The organism is Luteibacter flocculans (assembly GCF_023612255.1).
Taxonomy (GTDB): Bacteria; Pseudomonadota; Gammaproteobacteria; order Xanthomonadales; family Rhodanobacteraceae; genus Luteibacter; species Luteibacter flocculans.
In genome coordinates this window covers 48,316-69,743 of the sequence record NZ_CP063231.1, presented here as the reverse complement: position 1 = coordinate 69,743, position 21,428 = coordinate 48,316, and the positions used below count along the sequence as shown (strand labels likewise).

Here is a 21,428-nt window from a genome sequence, read left to right as displayed (position 1 = left end):
CTGTTGCATACTCGCCGCATGTCCAGCCCCGCGCCCCGTACCCCCCGGCCACCGTCGGCACCGCTGCCCGATTTCTGCAGCCTGCCGGTGCTGTTCGCATTGCTGCTGGTAGGTGCACTGACGGTCACGCTGATGTGGCTTGCGCCGGGCAATGACGGCGACCTGCGCGACTACAGCATCGCCGTGTTGTTCACGAGCTGGCTGTCGGTGCTGCTCACCGTGGCACTGTGCAAGCTGCGGCCGTGGATGCAGCGTCTGCCATCGCTCTGGCCCTATGCCGCCGTCTGGCTGCTGCTGGTGACGACCGTGGGCGCCAGCGCCGCGCTTCTTGGCTGGATCGACCACAACCTGGGTGCCGGGCTCAGCCCGGTATCGCATTTTGGTTTCGTGCGCGACAGCATGGTCGCGACGGGTCTGCTTGGTGCAGGCCTGCTGCGCTACTTCTATGTGGTGGCGCAGTGGCAGGTACGCGTCGCCGCCGCCGCGCAGGCCCAGGTCGCGGCCTTGCAGGCGCGCATCCGGCCGCACTTCCTGTTCAACAGCATGAACGCCGTCGCGGCACTCATTCGCGTGGACCCCGACGCCGCCGAGCGCACCGTCGAAAACCTCGCCGAACTGTTCCGCGCAGCACTCGGCAGCGACCTCGCCGCGCTGAGTACGCTCGGTGAGGAATGGGCGCTGGTGGATCGCTATCTGGACATCGAGGCCTTGCGCCTCGGCGATCGTTTGCGCGTGCAACGCGATATCGACGTCCCGGCGGATCTTCCGCTGCCACACCTGTTGCTGCAGCCGCTGGTGGAGAACGCCATCCGCCATGGCATACAGCCCCTTCGCGAAGGTGGCACGATCCGGCTCGGCGGCACGCGTGTGCCGGGCGGCGTGGAGATCGTGATCGACAATCCGCTGGCCGACGCGCCCGCCGTGCCAGGCAACGGCCATGGCCTGCGCAACGTGCGCGAGCGCGTGCGCTTTCACTTCGGCGAGCGGGCGTCGGTGCGGGCGGAAGCCAGCGACGGGCGCTTCGTCGTGACCATGTTCCTTCCGGAGGCTGCGCATGCGCGTCCTGATCGCCGATGACGAACCGCTGGCGAGAGTGCGCCTGCGTGGCTTGCTCGCGCGCCGCACCGACGTGACCGTGGTGGGCGAAGTGGCCGATGGCGACGCGGTGCTGGAGGCCTGCGCCACCTGGAAACCCGATCTCGTGCTCCTGGACGTGGAGATGCCCGGCCTTTCCGGCACCGCGACCGCACGCCGCCTCGCCGCCTTGCCGTCGCCGCCACAGGTCGTGTTCTGCACCGCCTACGAGCAGCACGCGCTCAGCGCCTTCGATCTCGGCGCGACCGACTACCTGCTGAAACCGGTACGCGCGGAACGCCTCGACGAAGCCATCGATCGTGTCGCCGCGCGGCAGCCACCAGCGCGTGTGGAGCGTGGCGCGTGGTTGCGTGCCCGCAGCGGCGCGAACGAGGTCCGCGTGCCATTGAGCGATGTGTTCTATCTGCTGGCGGACGAGAAGTACGTTGCCGTGCAGCACGCGGGGGGCACGTGGCTGATCGACGAGTCCCTGCGTCAATTGGAGACCGCGCACGGCGAGCGCCTGGTCCGCCTGCACCGGAACTGCCTCGTTCCGCGGGAGCGTCTGTTGGGGCTTACCACCTTGCCCGACGGTCGCGTGCTGGCCCGCCTTGCTGGCACCGACTTCGCTCCCGAGGTCAGCCGACGCAATCTGCCGGCGGTTCGCCAGCGGCTCCGCGCACCCGACGCCTGATCGCTTTGCATCCGGCGCTGCGCTGGCGCGTCGTTTGCGGGACAATCGCACGCTTCGCCAAACGCTTGCCCGGATTGACCATGACCGCACCGCTTCGCATCGCCACCCGCAAGAGTGCGCTGGCTCTCTGGCAGGCCGAACACGTGGCCAGCCTGCTGCGCCAGGCGCATCCGGGCCTGCAGGTGGAACTCGTGCCGCTGTCGACGCGTGGCGACGAGATCCTCGACCGGTCGCTCGCCACCATCGGCGGCAAGGGCCTTTTCCTCAAGGAACTGGAGATCGCGATGCTGGAGGACCGCGCCGACATCGCCGTGCATTCGCTCAAGGACGTGCCAGCCGAACTGGAACCGGGATTCGTGCTTTCGGCGATCCTGCCGCGCGCCGACGCCGCAGACGCCTTCATCAGCAACGACTACGCCGCACTGACCGACCTGCCGAACGGCGCACGCGTCGGCACATCGTCGCTGCGCCGCCAGGCACAGCTGCGCGCGCTGCGCCCCGACCTGCAGCTTCTCGACCTGCGCGGCAATGTGAACACGCGCCTGGCGAAGCTGGACGAGGGGCATTACGACGCGATCATCCTCGCCTGCGCCGGCGTCGAACGCCTTGGGCTCGGCGGACGCATCCGGGCTCGACTCGCCAGCCCGGACTGGCTCCCGGCACCCGGGCAGGGCGCCATCGCCGTGGAATCGCGCGCGACTGACGCCCGCATCAACGCCTACGTGGCCGCACTGATCGACGAGGAAACCCGGATCGCCGTCGAGGCGGAGCGGGCCATGAATGAAAAGCTCGGGGGAAGCTGCGCGGTCGCCATCGGCGCATGGTGCGTCGTTGCCGAGCATGGCCTCACGCTGCACGGTATGGTCGGTAATGCGGCAAGCGGCGAGTTGCTGCGCGCACAGGCCGACAGCCGCGGCGATACGCCGGTGTCGCTCGGCCACGAAGTCGCGGCAATGTTGCTGGCGCAGGGCGCCGAGACCTTCCTCACGCCGCAGCGGTAGCGCGGTCGCGCCCCGGTGCGTTACGGCAGAGCGGCGAGAAGGCGACGCGCCATACGTTCGCGCCGCATTCTCGCCGGCGCGCGGCTTAGAAGTTGTAGACGAGGTTGGTCGTGGTGAGCTTGTCGGTGCTCTTGGTGCCCGGCTGCGTGTCGCTGTTGTAGCGGATCTGGTAGCCGACCTTGAGCGCCATCTTCTTCGTCATGCTGACCGAGAGACCGATGTCGTTCTGGTAGTACTGGTTCTTCGAGCCCGCTTCCACCAGCAGCGTGTCTTCCAGTGCGGTGTTGTCGGTGAGGCGATACTTCGCGTTGATCAGGCCACGGCCGACCACTTCGCTCTCGGCATCCGGCGTGTAGCGCTGGCTGAGCGCATTACCCTCGGCATCGGTCGCAGGCGTGCCATCGGGATTCAATACGGCGCGCGTGGTCGTTGCCGGCTGGTAGCGCTTGAAACCGGGACCGATTTCGAACGACAGCTCCGCGCGCTCGTTCTTCAGCGCGATATAGCCGTAACCGACCGACACGATGCCCTGCCACAGGTTGGCGCCGAAGTCGTCGTGCTCATAACGGGCGGCCGTAACGATGTAACTGCGCGGATCGAACTTGTAGCCGACCGAGGCGCCCGTATCGTAGCGGTTGGCCGTGGTGCTGAACTTGTCCACCGTATTGCCGTCGGCATCGGTGACCGATACCTCGCCCTTCGAACGCAGGCCATTGAGGTAGAAGTTGTTCTTCCACACCTCGTTTTCCTGGCTGAGGCCAAGCTTGGCGTTGGCGTTCTCGGAACGGGAGTTGCCGCGGGCCGAGGCAAAACCGAATTCACCGGAGCCTGTCCAGCCGCCATTCTGGGCCGCATTGGCGTTGCCGTCGGTATTGCCGTTGGCGTTGGCGTTGGCGTCCTGGGCCGCCGCCGTGAACGGCAGGGCGGCAAGGACGAGCGTGGCGATAAGAAGTCGTTTCATCGTCTACCCGGATGTGTATGGAAAACCGTCAATGTATTCGGCCGTATGGATGGCCGGCGGCGCGCCCCCCGCGCCATGGATCAATCAGGTCATGCCAGCTGTAAGGCTGGCGTATGCGCGACCGTAGAGTCGCTGTTCGAGGCATTGACCGACAACGCAGCTTAACGCTGCCAGACCGGCCGCCAGCGGATGCGTCGGGCCGGCCGGATGAGCGATCAGAAAGACGCATGGCAGACCGACCGACAACGTCGCCACGGCCAGCCGCCAACCCAGCAAGCCGCCATGACGGAACGATCGCTCGGTTCGCCCTGCGTCGATCAACTGCCGCAGCGCGCGCCAGCGCATGCCTTCCACCAGTCCCAGCGCCAGCGCCACCGCGAGCAGTACCAGGCGCCACGGATCGAGCGGATCGGCCGGTGCGTCATCCTGCAAGGCCACGCAGAGCCAGAACCAGAGGCCACCGGCGAACAGCGCGGCGATCGTCCGCCCCAGCGGCAGCCCGTGGGCGACGGAGGCGACCGTGCCGGACAACCCGCGCGAGGCGCTGCGTGTGGTGTGGATCAAGGTGGCGAGGCTGCAGACCATGAGCGCCGCACCAGCCAGCCGCGTGGCCCAGAAGTCGTTGCCGCCGCGGGCAAGCCCGGCCAGGGCGAGCATCGGCAGGAAGTTGACCATGGCGATCATGCCTTCGAGCGTGGGCATCATGCGTTTGACCGGGTTCCAGCCGTGCCAGTCGGGTGCGAACGGTAAGCGCAGGCATGCGGCCAGCAAGCCCGCACCGACGAACACCAGCCCGATCGACAACGGCACGAGCACGTCCCCCCGTCCGTTGGGATACGTGCCCAGGGCCAGCGCCGTACCGAGCACCATCCACAGGCCGTAACCGGTCGCACTGGCCGTTTGCACGACCACCGTGGGGAGGGAAAACAGGGCACGGGCGGGCTCTGCCGCGTCGGACTGGCCCGGGAGGGCCGATGCGACGGGTGGGGCCTCGTTCGGTTCCGCCATGGTCGGGGAAGGCCTTCGGCGAATCGCAAAGCAGCATTTTTGCGCCTTATGGCCTCCGGCGCAAACCGGGCGCCCCACGCCGACGGATCGGACCGCCGATCGCCCTTGCGCGGTGCCCCTGCCGCCGCCATGCTTCGCGCGTGGATCGCGTAGATACGGGCGTCACGCCAGCGCGGACACACTTCCCGAAGCTCCATCTGCCCGGCGACACCCATGGACCGCTACGAGCGCATTCTCACGCTGCACCGACTTTTGAAGTCCGCGCACTATCCAGTGCCGCTGTCGCGGCTCATGGACGAACTGGAATGCTCGCGCGCCACGCTCTACCGCGACGTGGCCTTCCTGCGCGATGCGCTCGGCGCCCCGGTGCAGAGCGTGGCCGGCGAGCAGGCGTCATTCCGCTACGAATCGGGCGAGGGCGACAGTTTCGAACTGCCTGGCCTATGGCTGACCAGCGACGAGCTGGCCGCACTGATGGCGCTCAACGAACTGATCGGCCGCTCCGATCCCGGCGTGCTCGCGGGCGCGCTGGCGCCGTTCAAGGCGCGCATTGAACGGCTGCTCTCCGACCACGGGAGCGGCAAGGCGCTGCCGGTGGATCGCATCCGCGTGATCTCCTGGGGCGCCCGCCGGATGGACCAGCAGGTGTTCCGCATTGTGGCCGGTGCCGTGCTCGAACGGCGTCAGGTCAGCTTCCGTTACCGAGCCCGCACCACCAATTCCGATACCAAGCGCACTGTGTCTCCGCAGCGGCTGACGCATTACCGCGACAACTGGTATCTGGACGTCTGGGACCATGACCGCGAAGCATTGCGCAGCTTCGCTGTGGACCGTATCGCCGAGCCGCAGGCGCTCGACGCCAAGGCGCGCGACGTGGAAGAGGCCGAACTCAACGACCTGCTGGCATCCAGCTACGGCATCTTTGCCGGCAAGCCGAAGGCATGGGCGACGATCCGCTTTTCGTCGCATGCCGCGCGCTGGGTCGCCGACGAGCACTGGCATTCGCAGCAGAAAGGCGAGTGGTTGTCCGATGGCCGCTACGAATTGAAGGTGCCTTATTCCAATTCGCGCGAATTGCTCATGGACGTGCTCAAGTACGGGCCGGATGCGGAGATCGTGTCGCCGCTGCCTCTGCGCGAGGAAATGAAGATCCTGCTGCAACTGGCACTGTCTGGATACCAGGCGAACGGCCACCATCATTGAGCGTCACATGAGCGACCTGGATACCCTCGACCCTGGCACGGCGGATGCCACCTCCGGCACCTCGCGACGGCCTCGCGTAGCGCTCGCGCTCGGCGCGGGAGCCGCCAAGGGGCTGGCGCACATCGGTGCGCTCGAGGTTCTGGAAGAGCGCGGCTACGAGGTCGTCGCCATCGCGGGTACGTCCATGGGCGCGCTGATCGGCGGTGTCTATGCGATGGGCAAGCTGGACATCTATCGCGACTGGGTGTCCACCCTGGCCAAGTTCGACGTGCTGCGGCTCGTGGACTGGAGCTTTTCCGGGGGCGGATTCATCAAGGGCGACCGGATCATGGCCGCGCTGCGCGAGCTGATCGGCGAGGTCAACATCGAGGAACTGCCGCTGGCCTTTACCGCGGTAGCCACCGACATCGACCGCGAACGCGAGGTATGGCTCACGCGCGGACCGTTGTTCGACGCCATTCGGGCGTCCATCGCCATCCCGACGCTGTTCCGCCCGTACAACCATGAAGGCCGTCGGCTCGTCGATGGCGCGCTGCTCAATCCGCTACCCGTGCTGCCGTTGATGCGCGAGGACGCCGATTACGTGATGGCCGTGAGCGTGGATGGCGCGGCAGAAATGCAGAAACCACCCGAGCGCGACGTCATGGCGGTGCCCGATACGGGCTACGCCGCGCGCATCGGCCGATTGTTCGGCAAGGTGCTGCCGCAGAGCACCGAACCGAAGGTGCGCGATCCGGGCGCGTTCGACCTTATGACGCAGTCGATGGACCTCATGCAGGCGAATCTGTCTCGCCTGCGTCTCGCCGCGTATCCGCCGGATCTTCTGATCGAGATCCCGCGCAACGTGTCCACGCTGTACGAGTTCTATCGCGCACGCGAACTCATCGACCTGGGCCGCGAGCGCACCACGCAGGCATTGGATGCCTGGAAGCCTCGCACGCTGGCGTTGCGCTGAGCGCGCCGCCAGCGCTCCGATCGGGCCCTAGATTTCCTCGGTACGCGTCACCTTGGCGCGACGCATCAGCCAGGCCACACCGCGAAGATCGGCCAGGCCCACCCACAGACGATCGAGCATGCCGTACTTCGAGCTGCCGGCCGTGCGCGGGCGGTGGCTCACGGGCACGCTCTGGCTCGCGAAACCTGCGCGCTTCACCAGCGCCGGCAGGTAGCGATGCATGTGGTCGAAGTAGGGCAGGCGCAGGAAGGTTTCGCGCTCGAACAGCTTCAAGCCGCAGCCGGTGTCCGGCGTGTCGTCGCGCAGCATGCGCGAACGCACCGCGTTGGCGACCTTCGAGGAAATGCGCTTGTTGAAGCTGTCGCGGCGTGTGACGCGCCAGCCAGCGAACAGTTTCAAATCGGCCGCAGCGCCGGCACGCGCCGCGAGCAGCTTGGGAATATCGGCGGGATCGTTCTGCCCATCCCCATCGAGCGTGGCGATCCACGGCGCGCGCGCGGCGCGAACACCGTTCCACACGGCGGTGCTCTGCCCGCTGCGGGTCACGTGGCGGATGATCCGCAGTTCCGGGTACTGCGCCTTCGCCGCCGTGAGCACGGCCACGCTGTCGTCGGTACTGTCGTCGTCGACGTAGATGATCTCGAAGTCGATCCGTCCGCGCAGGGCCGATGCGATCTCGGCGAGGAGGGGCGGGATGTTGTCGCGCTCGTTGAAGACGGGCACGACCACGGCGAGGTCGGTCATCGCGGTTCCGGGGCAGGGAGATTGAGGCGGCATTATCGCCCAAGCCGCCAGCGGGGGACACCGTCACCGAATTGTGGGGATCGCTATAGCGGCGAGGGAATGTGCCGGTGGAAGCCAGCCTGCTGGCGATCGGAGCTTGCTCACGGCTACACCGCTTCGTTGGCTTCTCGCCGCCATGGCGGCTCCCACAAGGACGAGGAAAGCCTGACTTCAGATCCGGCCGACGCGCTGGCCCGCCGGCCCTTCAATGGCGGCCCGCCAGCCGCGTTCCACGGCGTCCATCGTGCTGCGGCTGGCGCCCTGCGCCATCACAACGAGCGTGCCGCCGCTGAGCGCTACTTGGCGCCCCTCCCAGCCATCGCGCTGGAAGTCGGCCGTCTTCGAGGTCATCTTGCCGGGCATGTAGAGCGCCACGACGGGCTCGTCGTTCATCCGCGTCACGAGGTGGATCGCGGGGTACGGGCCCACGGTGCAGTCGTGCACGTAGGTAACGTCGGCCGGCGCCGGACCCTTCAAGCGCGTGGCGCGGCCGACGAAACCGGCCTCGACCTGGGCGTCCGTCATCGGTTGGGTGAGGTCCAGTGAATCCAGTTCCCCGGGCATGTGCGCCACGGCGAGGGCGGGCAGGGAGTTCAGGTCGGCCTGGCGCCACAGCATGCCGCCGCCCGCCAACCCGATCAGCACCGACGCCGCGAGGGCCATCCAGGTCCGGCGCCGCACGAGCTGGCGACGGCGCTCGCCGGTGGCCTGGGCCAGCAGGATCCGGTCGGCAAGGCCTTCCGGAATGGCTACGGCCATGGCCGCCTCGATGTCGTCCTCGAAGCGCTGAGCGCGCTGCCAGAACGCTGCGCAGCCGTCCTTGCAGGCGTCGCGATGGGCCAGCAATTCGGGATCGCGCGAGCGCGGCTCGGCACCGATCCGGCGGCGGAAATCGAGGCAATTCATTTCCGGGCTCCCTCCGCCGCGGCACGTCCACCGAGTAGCGCCTTGAGTCGCTGCCGGGCACGAAACAACTGGGTCATGACCGCGCCGGGCTGCTGGCCGGTGCTTTCCGCGATCTCATCGCAGCTCATGCCGCCGAGCACCTGCATGGCCAGCGGGTCGCGGTACTTGTCTGGCAACTTGAGCATGGCCTCGCGCACCTGCGCCGCGTCGCCGCTGCGCTCGGGGCTGGCGAAGGCGGTGTCCTCGGGCACGTTGTCGTCCAGTTCGACGGTGTCCAGGCGCTTGCGCTCGTACAAACGCGCATGTTCGCGGCGCAGGATCGTGATCAGCCACGGCTTGGCCGCCTCCGCGTCGCGCAACGCGTCGAGGTTCTTCCACGCGCGCAGGAACGTCTCCTGGACGAGGTCCTGGGCGACGGTCTCGGAACGCGACAACCAGAAGGCGTAACGGTACAGGTCCGCCGACAGGGCGCGCACCATGGCTTCGTACTGGCGCTGCTTGGGATTCACACCCTCTTTGACCGGAGCCATGGTGGTTCCCTTACAAGGTGTATCAGCGGACCTTGCTGAGGATGCCGTCCAGCTCGTCGAGGCTGTGGTAGTGGATGACCAGCTTGCCCTTGCCGCCGCGACCATGGGCCACTTCGACACGGGTGGCAAAGCGCTCGGCCAGCTCGCGCTCGAGGTTGGCGATGTTCGGGTCGACGGTGGCGGACTTGGCCTTGCCCTTGGGCGCCACCTGCGCCTTGCGCGCGGCCTCTTCCAGTTCGCGCACGGTCCAGCCGTTGCGCGCCGCTTCCAGGGCGAGCGGCTCTGCGACCGTGGCCGGCAGGGTCAGCAGCGCTCGGGCATGGCCCATTTCCAGCTTGCTCTCGTCGAGCAATTGCTTGATCGACGCCGGAAGCTCCATGAGGCGGAGCAGGTTCGACACCGCGGCACGCGAGCGGCCAACGGCGTCGGCGGCCTGCTGGTGGGTAAGGTCGAATTCGTCGATCAGGCGCTGGAGGGCCTGCGCTTCTTCCAGCGGAGTGAGTTCCTGGCGCTGGATGTTCTCGATCAGCGCCATGGCGAGCACGGACTGCTCGGGCACGTCCTTGACCAGCGCCGGGATCTCGCTCATCGACGCGCGCTGTGCCGCGCGCCAGCGACGTTCGCCCGCAATGAGCTCGTAGCTGTTCTTGCCGATGGCGCGGACCACCACGGGCTGGATCAGCCCCTGCGCCTTGATCGAGGCGGCCAGCTCATCGAGCGCCTCGTCGTTCCAGTGGCGGCGCGGCTGATACTTACCGGCCTGAATCTGCTGGATCGGCAGGGTGCGCAGTTCGCCTTCCTGTTCGATGATCGACGGCGCGGCAGCGGGACCGGCGCCACCGCCGAGCAGGGCGTCGAGGCCACGGCCGAGTCCACGTTTCTTCGCTGCTGCCATGGATTGCTGTTCCTTAAGGAGTCGTCGGAGCGGCGCCCGGTGCGGCTTCATCGAGCTCGCTCACGGTGTCGCCGCCCTGTGCATTCAGCACGCGCTCGCGGCGGATGATCTCGCCCGCCAGACCGATATAGGCGATGGCGCCGCGCGAACCGCGATCGTACAGATGGATCGGCTGACCATGGCTGGGCGCCTCGGCCAGACGCACGTTGCGCGGGATGATCGAGCGCAGCACCTTGTCGCCGAAATGCTGGGTGAGCTGCGCCGAGACCTCGTTGCCGAGGTTGTTGCGCACGTCGTACATCGTGCGCAGCAGGCCTTCCACTTCCAACCGCGGGTTCAGGCGCTGGCGCACGGCCTCGATGGTGTCGAGCAGGCTCGACAGCCCTTCGAGCGCGAAATACTCGCATTGCACGGGGATCAGCACGCCATCGGCCGCGGTCAGCGCATTCAGCGTGAGCAGGTGCAGCGACGGAGGGCAGTCGATCAGGATGGTGTCGTAACGGTCCGCGACCTTCGCGAGCTGCTCCTTCAGGCGCTGCTCGCGAGCGAGGCCGTCCATCAGCTTCAACTCGGCGGCCGTGAGGTCGCCGTTGCCAGGCAGCAGGTCGAAACCGGCTTCCGTGCGTACCAGCACGTCGGCGATCGCGGCCTCGCCGAGCAGCACTTCGCAGCCGTTCGGCTTGGTCTCGTGCTTGTCCACGCCCGACGCCATCGTGGCATTGCCCTGGGGATCGAAGTCGACGAGCAGCACCTTGCGCTTCGCAGCGGCCAGCGCCGCAGCGAGGTTCACGGAGGTGGTGGTCTTGCCGACGCCGCCCTTCTGATTGGCGACTGCGATGATGCGGGCCATGGGTTACCGGTAGCTACCGTGCGCGGAAAGGGCGTTAGCGTACCATCCCACCCGCATCCCTGTAGGAGCGCGCCTTGCGCCGACGGCATCGCGATGGCGAGGACATGCCGGCGATGACGGAACCGATCCTCCGCAGCGCGATACCGAGGCGGATCAAGCGCGGCGAATGACCACGAGGTGGCGCTCGCCCTCGACGCCCGGTACGGCAAGCGTGTGGATCGCTTCCACGCGGAAGCCCTCGGGCACGCCGTCCAGTTCTTCCGCGGGGTGGCGGCCCTTCATGGCGAGCCAGATGCCGTTCGGTGCCAGCAGGTGGCCGCCCCAGCCGAGCATGTCGGCCAGCGAGGCGAAAGCGCGGGCGGTGATGCACTCGAACGTGCCTTCCACGTCCTCCACCCGGCTTTGCTCGGCACGTGCGTTCGCGAGCTTCAACGAGCGGATCGCCTCGCGCAGGAAGCGGACCTTCTTGCCATTGGAGTCCACCATCAGCACCTCGCGCGCAGGCTCCGCGATGGCGAGGGGGATACCCGGAAGCCCCGGACCCGTGCCGAGGTCGGCCAGCGATCGGCCTTGCACATAGGGGAGGATCGCCAGCGAGTCGAGCAGGTGACGCGCGATCATCGCCTGATCGTCGCGCACGGCGGTCAAGTTGTAGGCGGCGTTCCAGCGTTCGAGTAGCTCGCGGTAGTCGAGCAGACGCTCGACGGCGCCGTCCGGTAAGGCGATGCCCAGCGTGGACACACCGTTTTCGAGTTGAGCTTTGAGGGTTTCGCGCGCGGTCATGCCGTCGTGGGATCGGGCGAGGGGCGCAAAGTATGAAAGCGCTGGCGCGATGGCGCCAGCGTGGAATCAGGCGGCGTCGAGTTCGACGCGGGTGACGAGCATGCCGCGCGCACGGAGCGAGCCGTTCATGGCGTGCTTGAGCTGCGTGCCGACGGCACGGCGGTCGGCCTGGTGCGCGGTGCTGGCGTCACGCAGGGCGGCCACCACGTTGGTGCGGATCAGCTCCGGCGCCTCGTCGATCACTTCGTCGGCGACTTCGGGCTCGAGCACCTGCCAGTAGACGGTGCCGCCCTCGAAGCGCAGCACCTGGCCACCGAGATCGATCTTGTGGGCGACGCGATCGAGCACCGGCAGCACCACGTGCGTGCCGGCGGTCAGCAAGGCGGGGCCACGGCCAAGACGGCGCACGCTGTAGACCTGACCCTCCGGAATGCGTCGGACCGAGGCCATCGCGAAGGCGAAGGCAAGGACGGTCGTGACAATGAGGGCGGTGGTCAACATGGCTGCTACATCAAGGTGTTATCGAATATTCCTGTCGCATCGCAGAGCGAGATGGCCCATGGCGATGATCGGTGGGGTGTTAATCCTAATTTAACGAGGCCACTTAACGCTAGTTTCACCGCAACCCCGTATTCAGTTAACGGTTGGGTTGGTCAAAACTTGAGCAGTGGCGAATTTGACCGCAGGGGCGCAGATGATAATAATTATCAATCAATCCCCACGGTCACGCCCATGGATGTCCTCGGCTGCGTGGCGGCCTTCGCCGCTATCGCGTTCTTCTATCTCGCCTCTTCCCATCAGCGTCTGCTGCGTCATCCGTTGGGGCGTGGGGCGCGCTTGGCGGCCGCCGCGCTCGCCGTCGTCGCCGTGCTGGCCTGGGTGGCGAGTGCGACGTCCCTGCCGGGCTTCTTCGCGGCGCTGACCGCGCTGATGCTGGGCGCGGTCGCCCTGCCTTATCTGGTCTGGCTGGTCCGACCCGCCGCCGAGCGGAGTCGACGCTGATGCTCGCCAAGGCCCTTGCTGGCATCCTGCTCGGTCTGCCGCTATCCATGGCGTTGATTTCCCTCGCGATCTGGCTGTGGCCGGCATCGAGCGAGGCCGTGGTCATACCGATGCTGGTCGCGTTCTTCCCGCTCTGGACCGGCGTGATGGCTGCCACATTTCTCTTTACCAGCGGCGCCCGTGCGTGGGCGTGGCTGGCCGTGGCGAATCTTGGCGCGTTTGCCGCGCTCTACCTCGCCAAACAGACGATGCCGGGGCTGTGAACCCATGAAAACGTCCACGCTCCGCACCTTCACCACCGTACACACCTGGACCGGTCTGCTCGCCGGCTTCGCCTTGTTCGTCGCCTTCTATGCCGGCGCGCTGACGATGTTCCACGAGGAGATCGACATCTGGGCCATGCCGCATGTGGAGGAAGCGCGAGCCGACAGCATGGATCGCGCGCATGCGCTGCTGGCCGACATCGTCGCGAAGCATCCCGCGGCACGCGAGCAGATCGGCGTGACCTTCCCCGCCGACCATCCGTCCCATGAGGTGACGGCGTACTGGATGGACAAGGACGGCTGGAAGACGCAGACACTCGACAGCGGCGCGGCGCATGACGCCGAGGACCACGAACACGGTCTGGCCGACTTCGTCTACGAACTGCACTACGACCTCGGCATTCCCAAGGTCGGCATCTACTTGATGGGTGTTGTCAGCGTGATCTACGGTCTGGCCTTGGTAACCGGCCTGTTGATCCACCTGCCCCACCTGCTGCGCGATCTGTTTGCGCTTCGCCCTGGCCACAACCTCAAGCGGCTGTGGCAGGACGCGCATAACGTGATCGGCATCCTCAGCCTGCCCTTCCACATCATTTTCGCGGTGACAGGCGCGCTGCTGTGTCTCTCGCTGGTGACGTTGATGGCTTTCAACACGCTGACGTTCGGCGGCAAGCTGATGCCTGCGTACGACCGTGCGACCAGTGCAATGCCCGCCACGCAAGACAAGGGCGGTACGGCCACGATGCTGTCCCCGGCCGAGCTGGGTGCACGTGCGCGGCAGGCCGCGCTCGCCGCCGGGGCCGCCGACTTCTCGCCGGATTACATGCGTTACGTGCATTACGGGCGACAAGGCGCGACGGCGGAAGTCCGCGGAACGTCCACGAAGGCGCTGGGCGAATACGGTGCGGTGGCGCTCGATGCGATCGACGGGCGCGTGCTCAATCTTCAACTGGCGGGTGCGCGCGACGCGAACCACGCGACGCATTCGGCCATCTTCGGCCTGCACTTCGGCACCTTCGGCGGTCTCTCGCTGCGCTGGCTCTATTTCCTGCTCGGTCTTGCCGGCGCCTTCCTGTTCTATTCCGGCAACTTGCTCTACGTCGAATCCCGGCGCAAACGCCGGCATGCGGATCAGCCGCGAAAGGTGCGCGCGATGGCGATCGCCACCGTGGGTATCTGCCTCGGCACCTGCCTTGGCGTCTCCGTCGCGTTTCTCGCCAACCTGCTGGGCCCGCTGGCGGGGGCGGAACCCAACGCCGTGGTGAAGCCGACGTTCTTCGCCGTGGTCGCCGCGGCCATCGGCTGGACGCTGTGGCGCCAACCGGCACGCGCCGCCGTCGATCTGCTGTTCGCCACGGCCATCGCCAGCGTGGCCGTGGGGCTGCTCGATGTAGCGCTCCACAGCGACCGACTCCTGCGCAGCCTGGCCGAAGGACGCTATGCCGTGATCGGCGCCGATCTCGTTGCGATCGCCATGGGTGTAGGCTTCGCCTGGCTCGGCGTGGCGACACGACGTCGTGGACGCGAAGGCGATCCCTGCAGCATCTGGGCCTGGCCCCGCGCTCCCGAACCCGCACGCTGAGTCGTCACGACGGGCCCAAGTGGCCCGATTCTCTGCGTCTGCGCGCGTATTTGACCGGATGTAATCGTTTACGTAGCATGCGCGCAAATCGCCTGGAGCGCGTTGCATGAGCTCAAAAAAAGTGGACATCGACTCGTTGATTGCCAAGATGTCCCTTCCCCAGAAACTGGGGCAGTTGACGGTACTTGCCGACGCGCTCAGGCCGTTCGCCTTCGACGTGAATCCGGACACGTTCCCGTGGCCGCCGGATGTCGTGAGCGACATGATCCGCAAGGGGGAAATCGGCGCACTGTTCAACGGTGTCGGCGCTCGCGAGGGTTACGACCTGCAGCGCATGGCCGTCGAGGAAAGCCCGCACGGTATTCCACTGCTGCTGGGTGCCGACGTGATCCACGGCATGCGTACGATGTTCCCGATCCCGCTCGGCGAGGCAGCCAGCTTCGAACCGGCCCTGGCGGAACGCACCGCGCGCGCCGCGGCCGTGGAAGCAACGGCAGAAGGGCTGCATTGGACGTACGCGCCCATGGTCGACATCGCGCGCGATCAGCGCTGGGGTCGCGTTGCCGAAACGGCCGGTGAGGACACGCACCTGTGCAGCGTCTTCGCCGCCGCTCGCGTGCGCGGCTTCCAGGGCCCGCATCTGGACGCCGACGACTCGATGCTCGCCACGCCCAAGCATTTCGCGGCGTATGGCGCGGCCGCGGCCGGGCTCGACTACAGCGGCGCGGACATTTCCGAGCAGACGCTGCGTGAAGTGCACCTGCCGCCGTTCCGCGCCGCGATCGACGCAGGCGCGTTGTCGATCATGAGCGCCTTCAACGACGTCAACGGCGTGCCCGCCACGGCAAATCGCCATCTGTTGACCACCGTGTTGCGCGACGAGTGGGGCTTCGAAGGTTTCGTAGTGTCCGATTACACCTCGGATTTCGAACTGATCGATCACGGCTTTGCGGAAGACGAAAAACACGCGGCGCAACTGAGCCTCAATGCCGGCCTCGACATGAGCATGCAGAGCGGCGTGTTCATGAAGCATCTTGCCGATTGCGTTGCCGATGGCAGCGTCTCCATGGCGACCATCGACGAAGCCGTTCGCCGCGTGCTGACGGTCAAGCAGCGCATGGGTCTTTTCGAGAATCCCTACCGCTCGCTGCGCGAAAGCGATCAGCCGCCGCCGTGGATCGCGGAACACGATGAACTCGCCCGCGATGCCGCGCGGCGCTCCGTGGTCATGCTGCGTAACGATGGCGTGCTTCCGTTGTCGCGAGACACCTCCCGCATCGCGCTGATCGGCCCCTTTGCCGAGGACACCGAAAACCTCGACGGCTGCTGGAGCATCTTCAGCGACCGCTCGCGCAGCATCGATCTCGTGACGGGCCTGCGCGCCGCCATGGGTGACGGTAGCCGGCTCGACATCGTGCAGGGCTCGGGCATCGACACCGATCTGGACGGCGGCATCGATGCCGCTGTGGCCGCTGCCTCGGCGGCCGACGTGGTGTTGCTCGCGGTCGGCGAGCCGGCCAGCTATTCGGGCGAGGCGCAATCGCGCACGCAGATCGTGCTGCCGGATGCACAGCGCCGCCTCATTGCCGCGGTACGTGCCACGGGCACGCCGGTGGTGCTGCTGCTGCGCACGGGTCGCGCACTGGCACTCGATGACGAGGCCTGCGCATCCAACGCCATCCTGCTCACCTGGTTCCTTGGCACGCAGACGGGCCACGCCATTGCCGACATCGTATTCGGCGACTACAGCCCGTCCGGCCGCCTGCCGATCAGTTTTCCGCGCGACGCCGGGCAGCAGCCGTTCTATTACAACCACCTCGCATCCGGACGACCGTACCGCGCGGGCGGCCCCGAGGCGTTCCGCACGCGCTGGCGTGAAACCCCCAACGAAGCGCGCTTCCCATTCGGCCATGGCCTGGGCTACGCGCCGATCCGCTACAGCACGCCGCGGATCGACAGCGCGTCCATGCCCTGGGATGGCCAGGTGGTGGTCGAGGTGGACATCACCAACGAGGGCAGCGTCGCGGGCGAGGAAGTGGTGCAGCTCTACATCCGCGATCGGGTCGGAAGCCGCGTGCGCCCGATCCGTGAGCTGAAAGGCTTTCAGAAGATCCGCCTCGAGGCGGGAGAGTCGGCCAGGGTTTCGTTCCGGATCGACCGGGCCATGCTGGCGTTCTGCCGCGCCGATGGCGCGTTCGACGCCGAGCCGGGCTGGTTCGACGCCTGGATCGCGCCGTCCTCGACCGCCGGAGAGCCCGTGGCCTTCGCCCTGATGCCAGCCGGTTGATCTCGGTAAACCTTCACGATTGATCTGAAGAGGCGGCCGAAAGGCCGCCTCTTTGTTATGAGCAATGCGGACTGCGACAAACGATCGTTTGCGCAGTGCAGCATGACACCGCAGAAGCTTGCGACGCTGCAACAGCGGCTTTTTCCCGCATTTTCAGGGCGCAAATAATGCGGCAGTGCAGCGACGAAAGGCCTTAAGCGACCCTTTACAGCGTTTGATGAAAACGTTTACGTTTCGCCACCAGGGCGCCCTAGACGATCCAGAGGCAGAGCAAACGCATGGCCGTAACCATCAAAGATGTTGCCCGCATGGCCAATGTCTCGGTAGCGTCGGTATCGCGCGCCTTGAACGGCAATGGCGGTGTCACGCCGGAGACCCAGGCACGCATCCGCGAGGCTGCTGCGCGGCTGCATTACGTGCCGCACAATGCCGCGCGTAGCCTCATCACCCGGCGTACGAACACGATCGGCGCCTTGCTGCCCGATCTGCATGGCGCCTTCTTCTCCGAATTGATTCGCGGCATCGATCTCGCCGCCCGTTCGCGTGGCCTGTACCTGCTGGTCTCCAGCTCGCACGGCGACGCCACCGAGGCGGCGGTCGCCCTGCGCGCGATGCAGGGTCGCGTGGACGGACTGCTGGTGATGTCGCCGCACGCCGACGAGGCCTTCCTCGACGAGAACCTGCCGACGTCGCTACCCACGGTGCTGATCAACAGCCACGTGCGCTCCGATCGCCACGCCTCGCTCGACGTCGACGACTTCGGTGGTGCACACGCCATGACCGAGCATCTGATCGGGCTGGGCCGCAAGCGCATCGTTTTCATCGCCGGTCCGGAAGTAAACCACGACGTGCAGGAACGTATCCGCGGCTATCGCGAGGCGCTCAACGCTGCGGGCATGGGCGACCGTGCCGCCGTGCTGCCGGGCGACTTCACCGAGGAAACGGGCTACCACGCGGGCAAGCAGGCCCTGGCGATGGTGCCGCGACCGGATGCGATCTTCGCCGCCAACGACATGATGGCCATCGGCTGCCTTTCGGCCTTGTCCGAAGCGCAGGTGCGTACGCCGCAGGACATCGCCGTGGTCGGCTTCGACGACATTCCGATGGCGCGCTACGTCACGCCACCGCTCACCACCGTGCGCATCCGCATCGCCGAACTGGGGGAGGCCGCGCTGGAACGGCTGGTCCAGATGATTGAAACCCCCGAGGACGAAGCGCCGCGACCGCGCGCCGTCGTCGGTACTGAACTCGTCGTCCGCGCCTCGTGCGGCGGTAGCGACATGGCACGACGACGAGCCTGACGCTTCGTCGTAGGACACGGCTTGCCGGGCCGTGGATGGGAATCCCAGGACGGCGTCACTTCAGGACACCGCTAGAAACATCGGTCCGCACCTGCGGAACGGGCAGATACACGGGGACATAACGCTTCCAAGAGTGGCTCGACCACCCGCGAATCGACGGCAACGCCGATCACCGTGCATCACGCCCACGGGCCGGAACACACACAGAAGACATTTCGGGAGAGGGGAACAATGAAAGCCTCGATGCAGTTGAAGAAAAAGATGCTAGCCGGCGTCATCACCGCGACGGTTGCCGCCGCCGTGATGGCACCTACCGCGTACGCGCAGTCGGCCATCGCCACCTTGCGCGGCAAGGCGAAGCCCGGCGCTACCGTCACTGCGTTCAATTCGCAGACCGGCCTGAGCCGCAAGGCCGTTGCCGGCGCGGACGGTAGCTACGTGATCAACGGCCTGCCGCCGGCCACCTACCAGGTGGATGCCGGCCCGGGCACGCAGCAGAGCGTGACGCTCACCGTGGCCTCGACCGCCACGCTGAACCTCGCGGCCCCGGCAGCCGCCGCACCGGCCGATGCCAGCGCCGCTACCTCGATGGAAGGCGTGACGGTGAATGCCACCACGCTGACCGAAGTGCGCACGCCGGAAGTCGCGAAGACGATCTCGCTGCGCCAGATCCAGACGATTCCGCAGGTCTCGCGCAACTTCCTCGAGTTCGCCGACACCGTGCCCGGCATGGTCTTCAGCGTCGATGCGCAGGGCCACACGTCGCTGCGCGGCGGTGCGCAGAACGACAGCTCGGTCAACGTCTTCATCGACGGCGTGGGCCAGAAGAGCTACGTGAAGGCAGGCGGTGTCTCGGGCCAGGTGAACAGCCAGGGCAACCCGTTCCCGCAGCTCGCCATCGGCGAGTACAAGGTCATCACCTCGAACTACAAGGCTGAGTACGACCAGGTGTCGTCCGCCGCGATCACGGCGGAAACCAAGTCGGGTACCAACGAGTTCCACGGCGAGACCTTCTACACCTACACCTCGGACAAATACCGCAGCCGCACGCCTTCGGAAGAAGACGGCGACAAGACGCGTTCGTTCGAGAAGGAATACGGCTTTGCGCTCGGCGGTCCGATCATCAAGGACCAGATGCACTTCTTCGTGACCTTCGAGCAGAAGAAGTTCGACACGCCGATCACGGTCACCCCCGGTTCCGACGTGCCTGCCAGCGCGATCGGCCTGCTGCCCGCCGCTGCCCAGGCCGAGCTGGGCCCGGCGAACCTGCCGTTCGACGAAAAGCTGTATTTCGGCAAGATCGACTGGGAATTCTCCGACCGCGATCGCATCGAGATCAGCACGCAGGTGCGCCGCGAGACCCAGGCCGACAACATCGGTGCGGGCCAGTCGCGTTCGCAGTCCATCACCACGGAAAACCACGACACCCGCGGCACCTTCCGTTGGCAGCACAGCGGTGACTGGTACTTCAACGAGTTCAAGGCCTCGTACGAGAATTCGTCGAACGATCCGCTGCCGCTCAACTACGGCAACGGCTATAACTACACGTGGCGTCCGCTCAACGACGCAACGATCATCGGCACTGGTGCGGCCTCGGCGCTGGCGACGCAGATCAAGGGTCAGGAAGGTCCGATGATCTCGGACGACTTCACCTTCAACGACCTCACCTGGCACGGCGATCACATCGTCAAGGTCGGCTACAAGTACAAGGATGTGACGCTGCACGCCCAGGATGCGCAGAACACCAATCCGCAGTTCTTCTACAACGTCACGCCGGACGGCGGCACGGAAGCGGTGCCTTATCGCGCGCAGTTCTCCAATCCGGTGCCGGGCCTGAATCCGATCGCGGAAACGAACAGCAAGCAGTACGGCGCGTACATTCAGGACGACTGGTCGTTGAACGACCACCTCACGCTGAACCTCGGCGTGCGCTGGGACAAGGAAAAGACCCCGTCGTATCTCGATTATGTGACGCCGCAGAACGTGATCGACGGCTTCAACTCGCTGGACGAGAACGCGCAGGCCCAGTTCCCCGGCCAGACCTATGCGCAGACGCTGGCAAAGGGTGGCATCAACTACCAGGACTACATCAGCAACGGCCACAACCGCCACGCGCAGAACCAGTGGGCCCCGCGCCTCGGTTTTTCGTATGACTTGTTCGCGGACGAAGAGCACGTGATCCACGGTGGTGCCGGTCGTTCCTACGATCGCAATCTGTACGACTACCTGCAGCTGGAGCAGACCAAGTCGGCCCTGCCTTACCAGGAAATCCTGTTCAACCTTCCCGATCGACCCTGCACCGTCGGTCCGAACACGAACTGCGTGAACTGGGATCCGGCTTACTTGAACGGCCTTCAGAATCTGCAGGGGCTCGTCGCTGGCACCAACAAGGGCCAGGAAGTCGACATGCTCAACAACAATCTGAAGGCGCCGTACTCGGACCAGTTCAGCATTGGTATGTCGAACAAGCTCGGCGACTGGAACACGGACGCGACCATCACCCGCGTGCTGTCGTATGACGGCTTTGCCTTCACGCTCGGCAACCGCTATCCGGACGGTTCGTTCTTCCAGAACGGTTCGCAGCCATGGGGCAACGGTATCCCGGGCTTCGGCTCGATGATCGTCGGCAACAACGGCATCCGCACGCGCACCACGCAGGTGCTTCTGTCGGCCGACAAGCCGTACTCGCGCGAGTCGGGCTGGAGTGCCAACTTCGCGTACACCTATACCCGCGCGAAGCAGAACCGCGATATCGGCGAGCATTACTCGTTCGACGAGCCGACCATCGGCGCCTACCCGTTCATCACCTCGAACGCTGCGTCCAAGCATCGTTTCGTGGCAACCGGCTCGCTCGACGGTCCGTGGGGCTTCACCTTCTCGGCAAAGCTGACCCTGGCGACGCCGCTGCCGTGGAACGGTGCGGTGGGCTATGGCAACGGCTACATCTTCCCGACCGGCGAGAGCGCACGTCCGATGGCCTATACGCCGCCGGGCTCCAAGTTCCTCGTGGGCGGCAAGATCTGGGGTTATCGCGACATCGACCTGCAGGCCACGAAGGATTTCCCGATCAACGACAACGATCAGACGAAGTTCTACATCCGCTTCGACATCCTGAACGTGTTCAACTGGAAGAACTTGGTCGACTACAACACCAACTTCGTGGTGAACGGCGCGCCGAATACGAACAACCCGGTCGTCTTCAACAAGAAGGGCAACATCCAGTTCGTGCCGCGCACTGCGCGCTTCACGGCCGGCTTCAAGTTCTAAGCGGTCCACCGGCGTATCCGGCGACCTCGCCGGATACGCCGTCATTTTTTGCGCCCGTGCGTCTCCCCGCGGGCGCCTTTTCT

At 66.1% G+C, this 21,428-nt stretch carries 20 protein-coding genes; 11 read left to right on the top strand and 9 right to left on the bottom strand.

Annotated features, from left to right (window positions below):
* Positions 1-18 precede the first annotated feature (18 nt).
* From IM816_RS00345 to hemC, 3 genes are all read left to right on the top strand, one after another.
* Positions 19-1,077 carry a sensor histidine kinase gene (locus IM816_RS00345; protein ID WP_250339322.1) on the top strand — a complete coding sequence of 353 codons (1,059 nt, stop codon included), beginning with the start codon at positions 19-21 and terminating at the stop codon, positions 1,075-1,077.
* Positions 1,055-1,768, top strand: coding sequence for a LytR/AlgR family response regulator transcription factor (locus IM816_RS00340; RefSeq protein WP_250339321.1), 714 nt, complete (start codon positions 1,055-1,057; stop codon positions 1,766-1,768). Before IM816_RS00345 ends, IM816_RS00340 begins: the two co-directional genes overlap by 23 nt.
* Positions 1,769-1,848: 80 nt before the next feature.
* Positions 1,849-2,769, top strand: coding sequence for a hydroxymethylbilane synthase (hemC, locus tag IM816_RS00335; RefSeq protein WP_250339320.1), 921 nt, complete (start codon positions 1,849-1,851; stop codon positions 2,767-2,769).
* Between the two features lie 85 nt (positions 2,770-2,854).
* On the opposite strand, the gene IM816_RS00330 is transcribed toward hemC, so the two are convergent.
* Both IM816_RS00330 and IM816_RS00325 read right to left on the bottom strand, forming a co-directional pair.
* Entirely contained in the window at positions 2,855-3,730 is an 876-nt protein-coding gene (locus tag IM816_RS00330; RefSeq protein WP_250339319.1) for a DUF481 domain-containing protein, read from the bottom strand.
* Positions 3,731-3,814: 84 nt separating this feature from the next.
* Positions 3,815-4,738, bottom strand: coding sequence for a hypothetical protein (locus tag IM816_RS00325; RefSeq protein ID WP_250339318.1), 924 nt, complete (start codon positions 4,736-4,738; stop codon positions 3,815-3,817).
* Positions 4,739-4,951: 213 nt separating this feature from the next.
* Between IM816_RS00325 and IM816_RS00320 the strand changes: the two genes are divergently transcribed.
* The gene (locus IM816_RS00320; protein ID WP_072323331.1) at positions 4,952-5,941 is read left to right on the top strand and encodes a helix-turn-helix transcriptional regulator; all 990 of its coding nucleotides are present in this window, start codon (positions 4,952-4,954) and stop codon (positions 5,939-5,941) included.
* A gap of 7 nt (positions 5,942-5,948) precedes the next feature.
* A complete protein-coding gene (locus IM816_RS00315) occupies positions 5,949-6,896 on the top strand; it encodes a patatin-like phospholipase family protein (RefSeq protein WP_250339317.1) in 948 nt (315 codons plus the stop codon).
* A gap of 27 nt (positions 6,897-6,923) precedes the next feature.
* On the opposite strand, the gene IM816_RS00310 is transcribed toward IM816_RS00315, so the two are convergent.
* The 7 genes from IM816_RS00310 to IM816_RS00280 all read right to left on the bottom strand — a co-directional run bounded on the left by IM816_RS00310 (position 6,924) and on the right by IM816_RS00280 (position 12,144).
* Positions 6,924-7,640, bottom strand: a complete 717-nt coding sequence (locus IM816_RS00310) for a glycosyltransferase (RefSeq protein ID WP_072323333.1) — start codon at positions 7,638-7,640, stop codon at positions 6,924-6,926.
* Positions 7,641-7,850: 210 nt separating this feature from the next.
* Entirely contained in the window at positions 7,851-8,585 is a 735-nt protein-coding gene (locus IM816_RS00305; protein WP_250339316.1) for a DUF3379 family protein, read from the bottom strand.
* Complete coding sequence (locus IM816_RS00300; RefSeq protein ID WP_072323335.1) at positions 8,582-9,115, bottom strand: sigma-70 family RNA polymerase sigma factor; 534 nt, start codon at positions 9,113-9,115, stop codon at positions 8,582-8,584. The genes IM816_RS00305 and IM816_RS00300 overlap by 4 nt, the downstream gene beginning before the upstream one ends.
* 22 nt (positions 9,116-9,137) lie before the next feature.
* The gene (locus IM816_RS00295; RefSeq protein ID WP_250339315.1) at positions 9,138-10,010 is read right to left on the bottom strand and encodes a ParB/RepB/Spo0J family partition protein; all 873 of its coding nucleotides are present in this window, start codon (positions 10,008-10,010) and stop codon (positions 9,138-9,140) included.
* A gap of 13 nt (positions 10,011-10,023) precedes the next feature.
* Positions 10,024-10,860 carry a ParA family protein gene (locus tag IM816_RS00290; RefSeq protein ID WP_250339314.1) on the bottom strand — a complete coding sequence of 279 codons (837 nt, stop codon included), beginning with the start codon at positions 10,858-10,860 and terminating at the stop codon, positions 10,024-10,026.
* A gap of 153 nt (positions 10,861-11,013) precedes the next feature.
* Entirely contained in the window at positions 11,014-11,643 is a 630-nt protein-coding gene (gene rsmG / locus IM816_RS00285) for a 16S rRNA (guanine(527)-N(7))-methyltransferase RsmG (protein WP_250339313.1), read from the bottom strand.
* Between the two features lie 66 nt (positions 11,644-11,709).
* Positions 11,710-12,144: an SPFH domain-containing protein gene (locus IM816_RS00280; RefSeq protein WP_250339312.1), complete on the bottom strand. Its 435-nt coding sequence runs from the start codon at positions 12,142-12,144 to the stop codon at positions 11,710-11,712.
* A gap of 231 nt (positions 12,145-12,375) precedes the next feature.
* Between IM816_RS00280 and IM816_RS00275 the strand changes: the two genes are divergently transcribed.
* The 6 genes from IM816_RS00275 to IM816_RS00250 all read left to right on the top strand — a co-directional run bounded on the left by IM816_RS00275 (position 12,376) and on the right by IM816_RS00250 (position 21,345).
* Entirely contained in the window at positions 12,376-12,645 is a 270-nt protein-coding gene (locus tag IM816_RS00275) for a hypothetical protein (RefSeq protein ID WP_250339311.1), read from the top strand.
* Complete coding sequence (locus tag IM816_RS00270) at positions 12,645-12,908, top strand: hypothetical protein (RefSeq protein ID WP_250339310.1); 264 nt, start codon at positions 12,645-12,647, stop codon at positions 12,906-12,908. Before IM816_RS00275 ends, IM816_RS00270 begins: the two co-directional genes overlap by 1 nt.
* Positions 12,909-12,912: 4 nt before the next feature.
* Entirely contained in the window at positions 12,913-14,490 is a 1,578-nt protein-coding gene (locus IM816_RS00265; RefSeq protein WP_250339309.1) for a PepSY-associated TM helix domain-containing protein, read from the top strand.
* A gap of 106 nt (positions 14,491-14,596) precedes the next feature.
* A complete protein-coding gene (gene bglX / locus IM816_RS00260; protein WP_250339308.1) occupies positions 14,597-16,777 on the top strand; it encodes a beta-glucosidase BglX in 2,181 nt (726 codons plus the stop codon).
* A 278-nt stretch (positions 16,778-17,055) separates the two neighbouring features.
* Positions 17,056-18,078: a LacI family DNA-binding transcriptional regulator gene (locus IM816_RS00255; RefSeq protein ID WP_250339307.1), complete on the top strand. Its 1,023-nt coding sequence runs from the start codon at positions 17,056-17,058 to the stop codon at positions 18,076-18,078.
* Between the two features lie 231 nt (positions 18,079-18,309).
* Complete coding sequence (locus IM816_RS00250; RefSeq protein ID WP_250339306.1) at positions 18,310-21,345, top strand: TonB-dependent receptor; 3,036 nt, start codon at positions 18,310-18,312, stop codon at positions 21,343-21,345.
* Positions 21,346-21,428: the final 83 nt, after the last annotated feature.

Excerpts from the sequence above, each read along its gene's own strand:
- IM816_RS00345 (WP_250339322.1), top strand. The coding sequence starts at position 19 with ATGTCCAGCCCCGCGCCCCGTACCCCCCGGCCACCGTCGGCACCGCTG.
- IM816_RS00340 (WP_250339321.1), top strand. The coding sequence starts at position 1,055 with ATGCGCGTCCTGATCGCCGATGACGAACCGCTGGCGAGAGTGCGCCTG.
- hemC (WP_250339320.1), top strand. The coding sequence starts at position 1,849 with ATGACCGCACCGCTTCGCATCGCCACCCGCAAGAGTGCGCTGGCTCTC.
- IM816_RS00330 (WP_250339319.1), bottom strand. The coding sequence starts at position 3,730 with ATGAAACGACTTCTTATCGCCACGCTCGTCCTTGCCGCCCTGCCGTTC.
- IM816_RS00325 (WP_250339318.1), bottom strand. The coding sequence starts at position 4,738 with ATGGCGGAACCGAACGAGGCCCCACCCGTCGCATCGGCCCTCCCGGGC.
- IM816_RS00320 (WP_072323331.1), top strand. The coding sequence starts at position 4,952 with ATGGACCGCTACGAGCGCATTCTCACGCTGCACCGACTTTTGAAGTCC.
- IM816_RS00315 (WP_250339317.1), top strand. The coding sequence starts at position 5,949 with ATGAGCGACCTGGATACCCTCGACCCTGGCACGGCGGATGCCACCTCC.
- IM816_RS00310 (WP_072323333.1), bottom strand. The coding sequence starts at position 7,640 with ATGACCGACCTCGCCGTGGTCGTGCCCGTCTTCAACGAGCGCGACAAC.
- IM816_RS00305 (WP_250339316.1), bottom strand. The coding sequence starts at position 8,585 with ATGAATTGCCTCGATTTCCGCCGCCGGATCGGTGCCGAGCCGCGCTCG.
- IM816_RS00300 (WP_072323335.1), bottom strand. The coding sequence starts at position 9,115 with ATGGCTCCGGTCAAAGAGGGTGTGAATCCCAAGCAGCGCCAGTACGAA.
- IM816_RS00295 (WP_250339315.1), bottom strand. The coding sequence starts at position 10,010 with ATGGCAGCAGCGAAGAAACGTGGACTCGGCCGTGGCCTCGACGCCCTG.
- IM816_RS00290 (WP_250339314.1), bottom strand. The coding sequence starts at position 10,860 with ATGGCCCGCATCATCGCAGTCGCCAATCAGAAGGGCGGCGTCGGCAAG.
- rsmG (WP_250339313.1), bottom strand. The coding sequence starts at position 11,643 with ATGACCGCGCGCGAAACCCTCAAAGCTCAACTCGAAAACGGTGTGTCC.
- IM816_RS00280 (WP_250339312.1), bottom strand. The coding sequence starts at position 12,144 with ATGTTGACCACCGCCCTCATTGTCACGACCGTCCTTGCCTTCGCCTTC.
- IM816_RS00275 (WP_250339311.1), top strand. The coding sequence starts at position 12,376 with ATGGATGTCCTCGGCTGCGTGGCGGCCTTCGCCGCTATCGCGTTCTTC.
- IM816_RS00270 (WP_250339310.1), top strand. The coding sequence starts at position 12,645 with ATGCTCGCCAAGGCCCTTGCTGGCATCCTGCTCGGTCTGCCGCTATCC.
- IM816_RS00265 (WP_250339309.1), top strand. The coding sequence starts at position 12,913 with ATGAAAACGTCCACGCTCCGCACCTTCACCACCGTACACACCTGGACC.
- bglX (WP_250339308.1), top strand. The coding sequence starts at position 14,597 with ATGAGCTCAAAAAAAGTGGACATCGACTCGTTGATTGCCAAGATGTCC.
- IM816_RS00255 (WP_250339307.1), top strand. The coding sequence starts at position 17,056 with ATGGCCGTAACCATCAAAGATGTTGCCCGCATGGCCAATGTCTCGGTA.
- IM816_RS00250 (WP_250339306.1), top strand. The coding sequence starts at position 18,310 with ATGAAAGCCTCGATGCAGTTGAAGAAAAAGATGCTAGCCGGCGTCATC.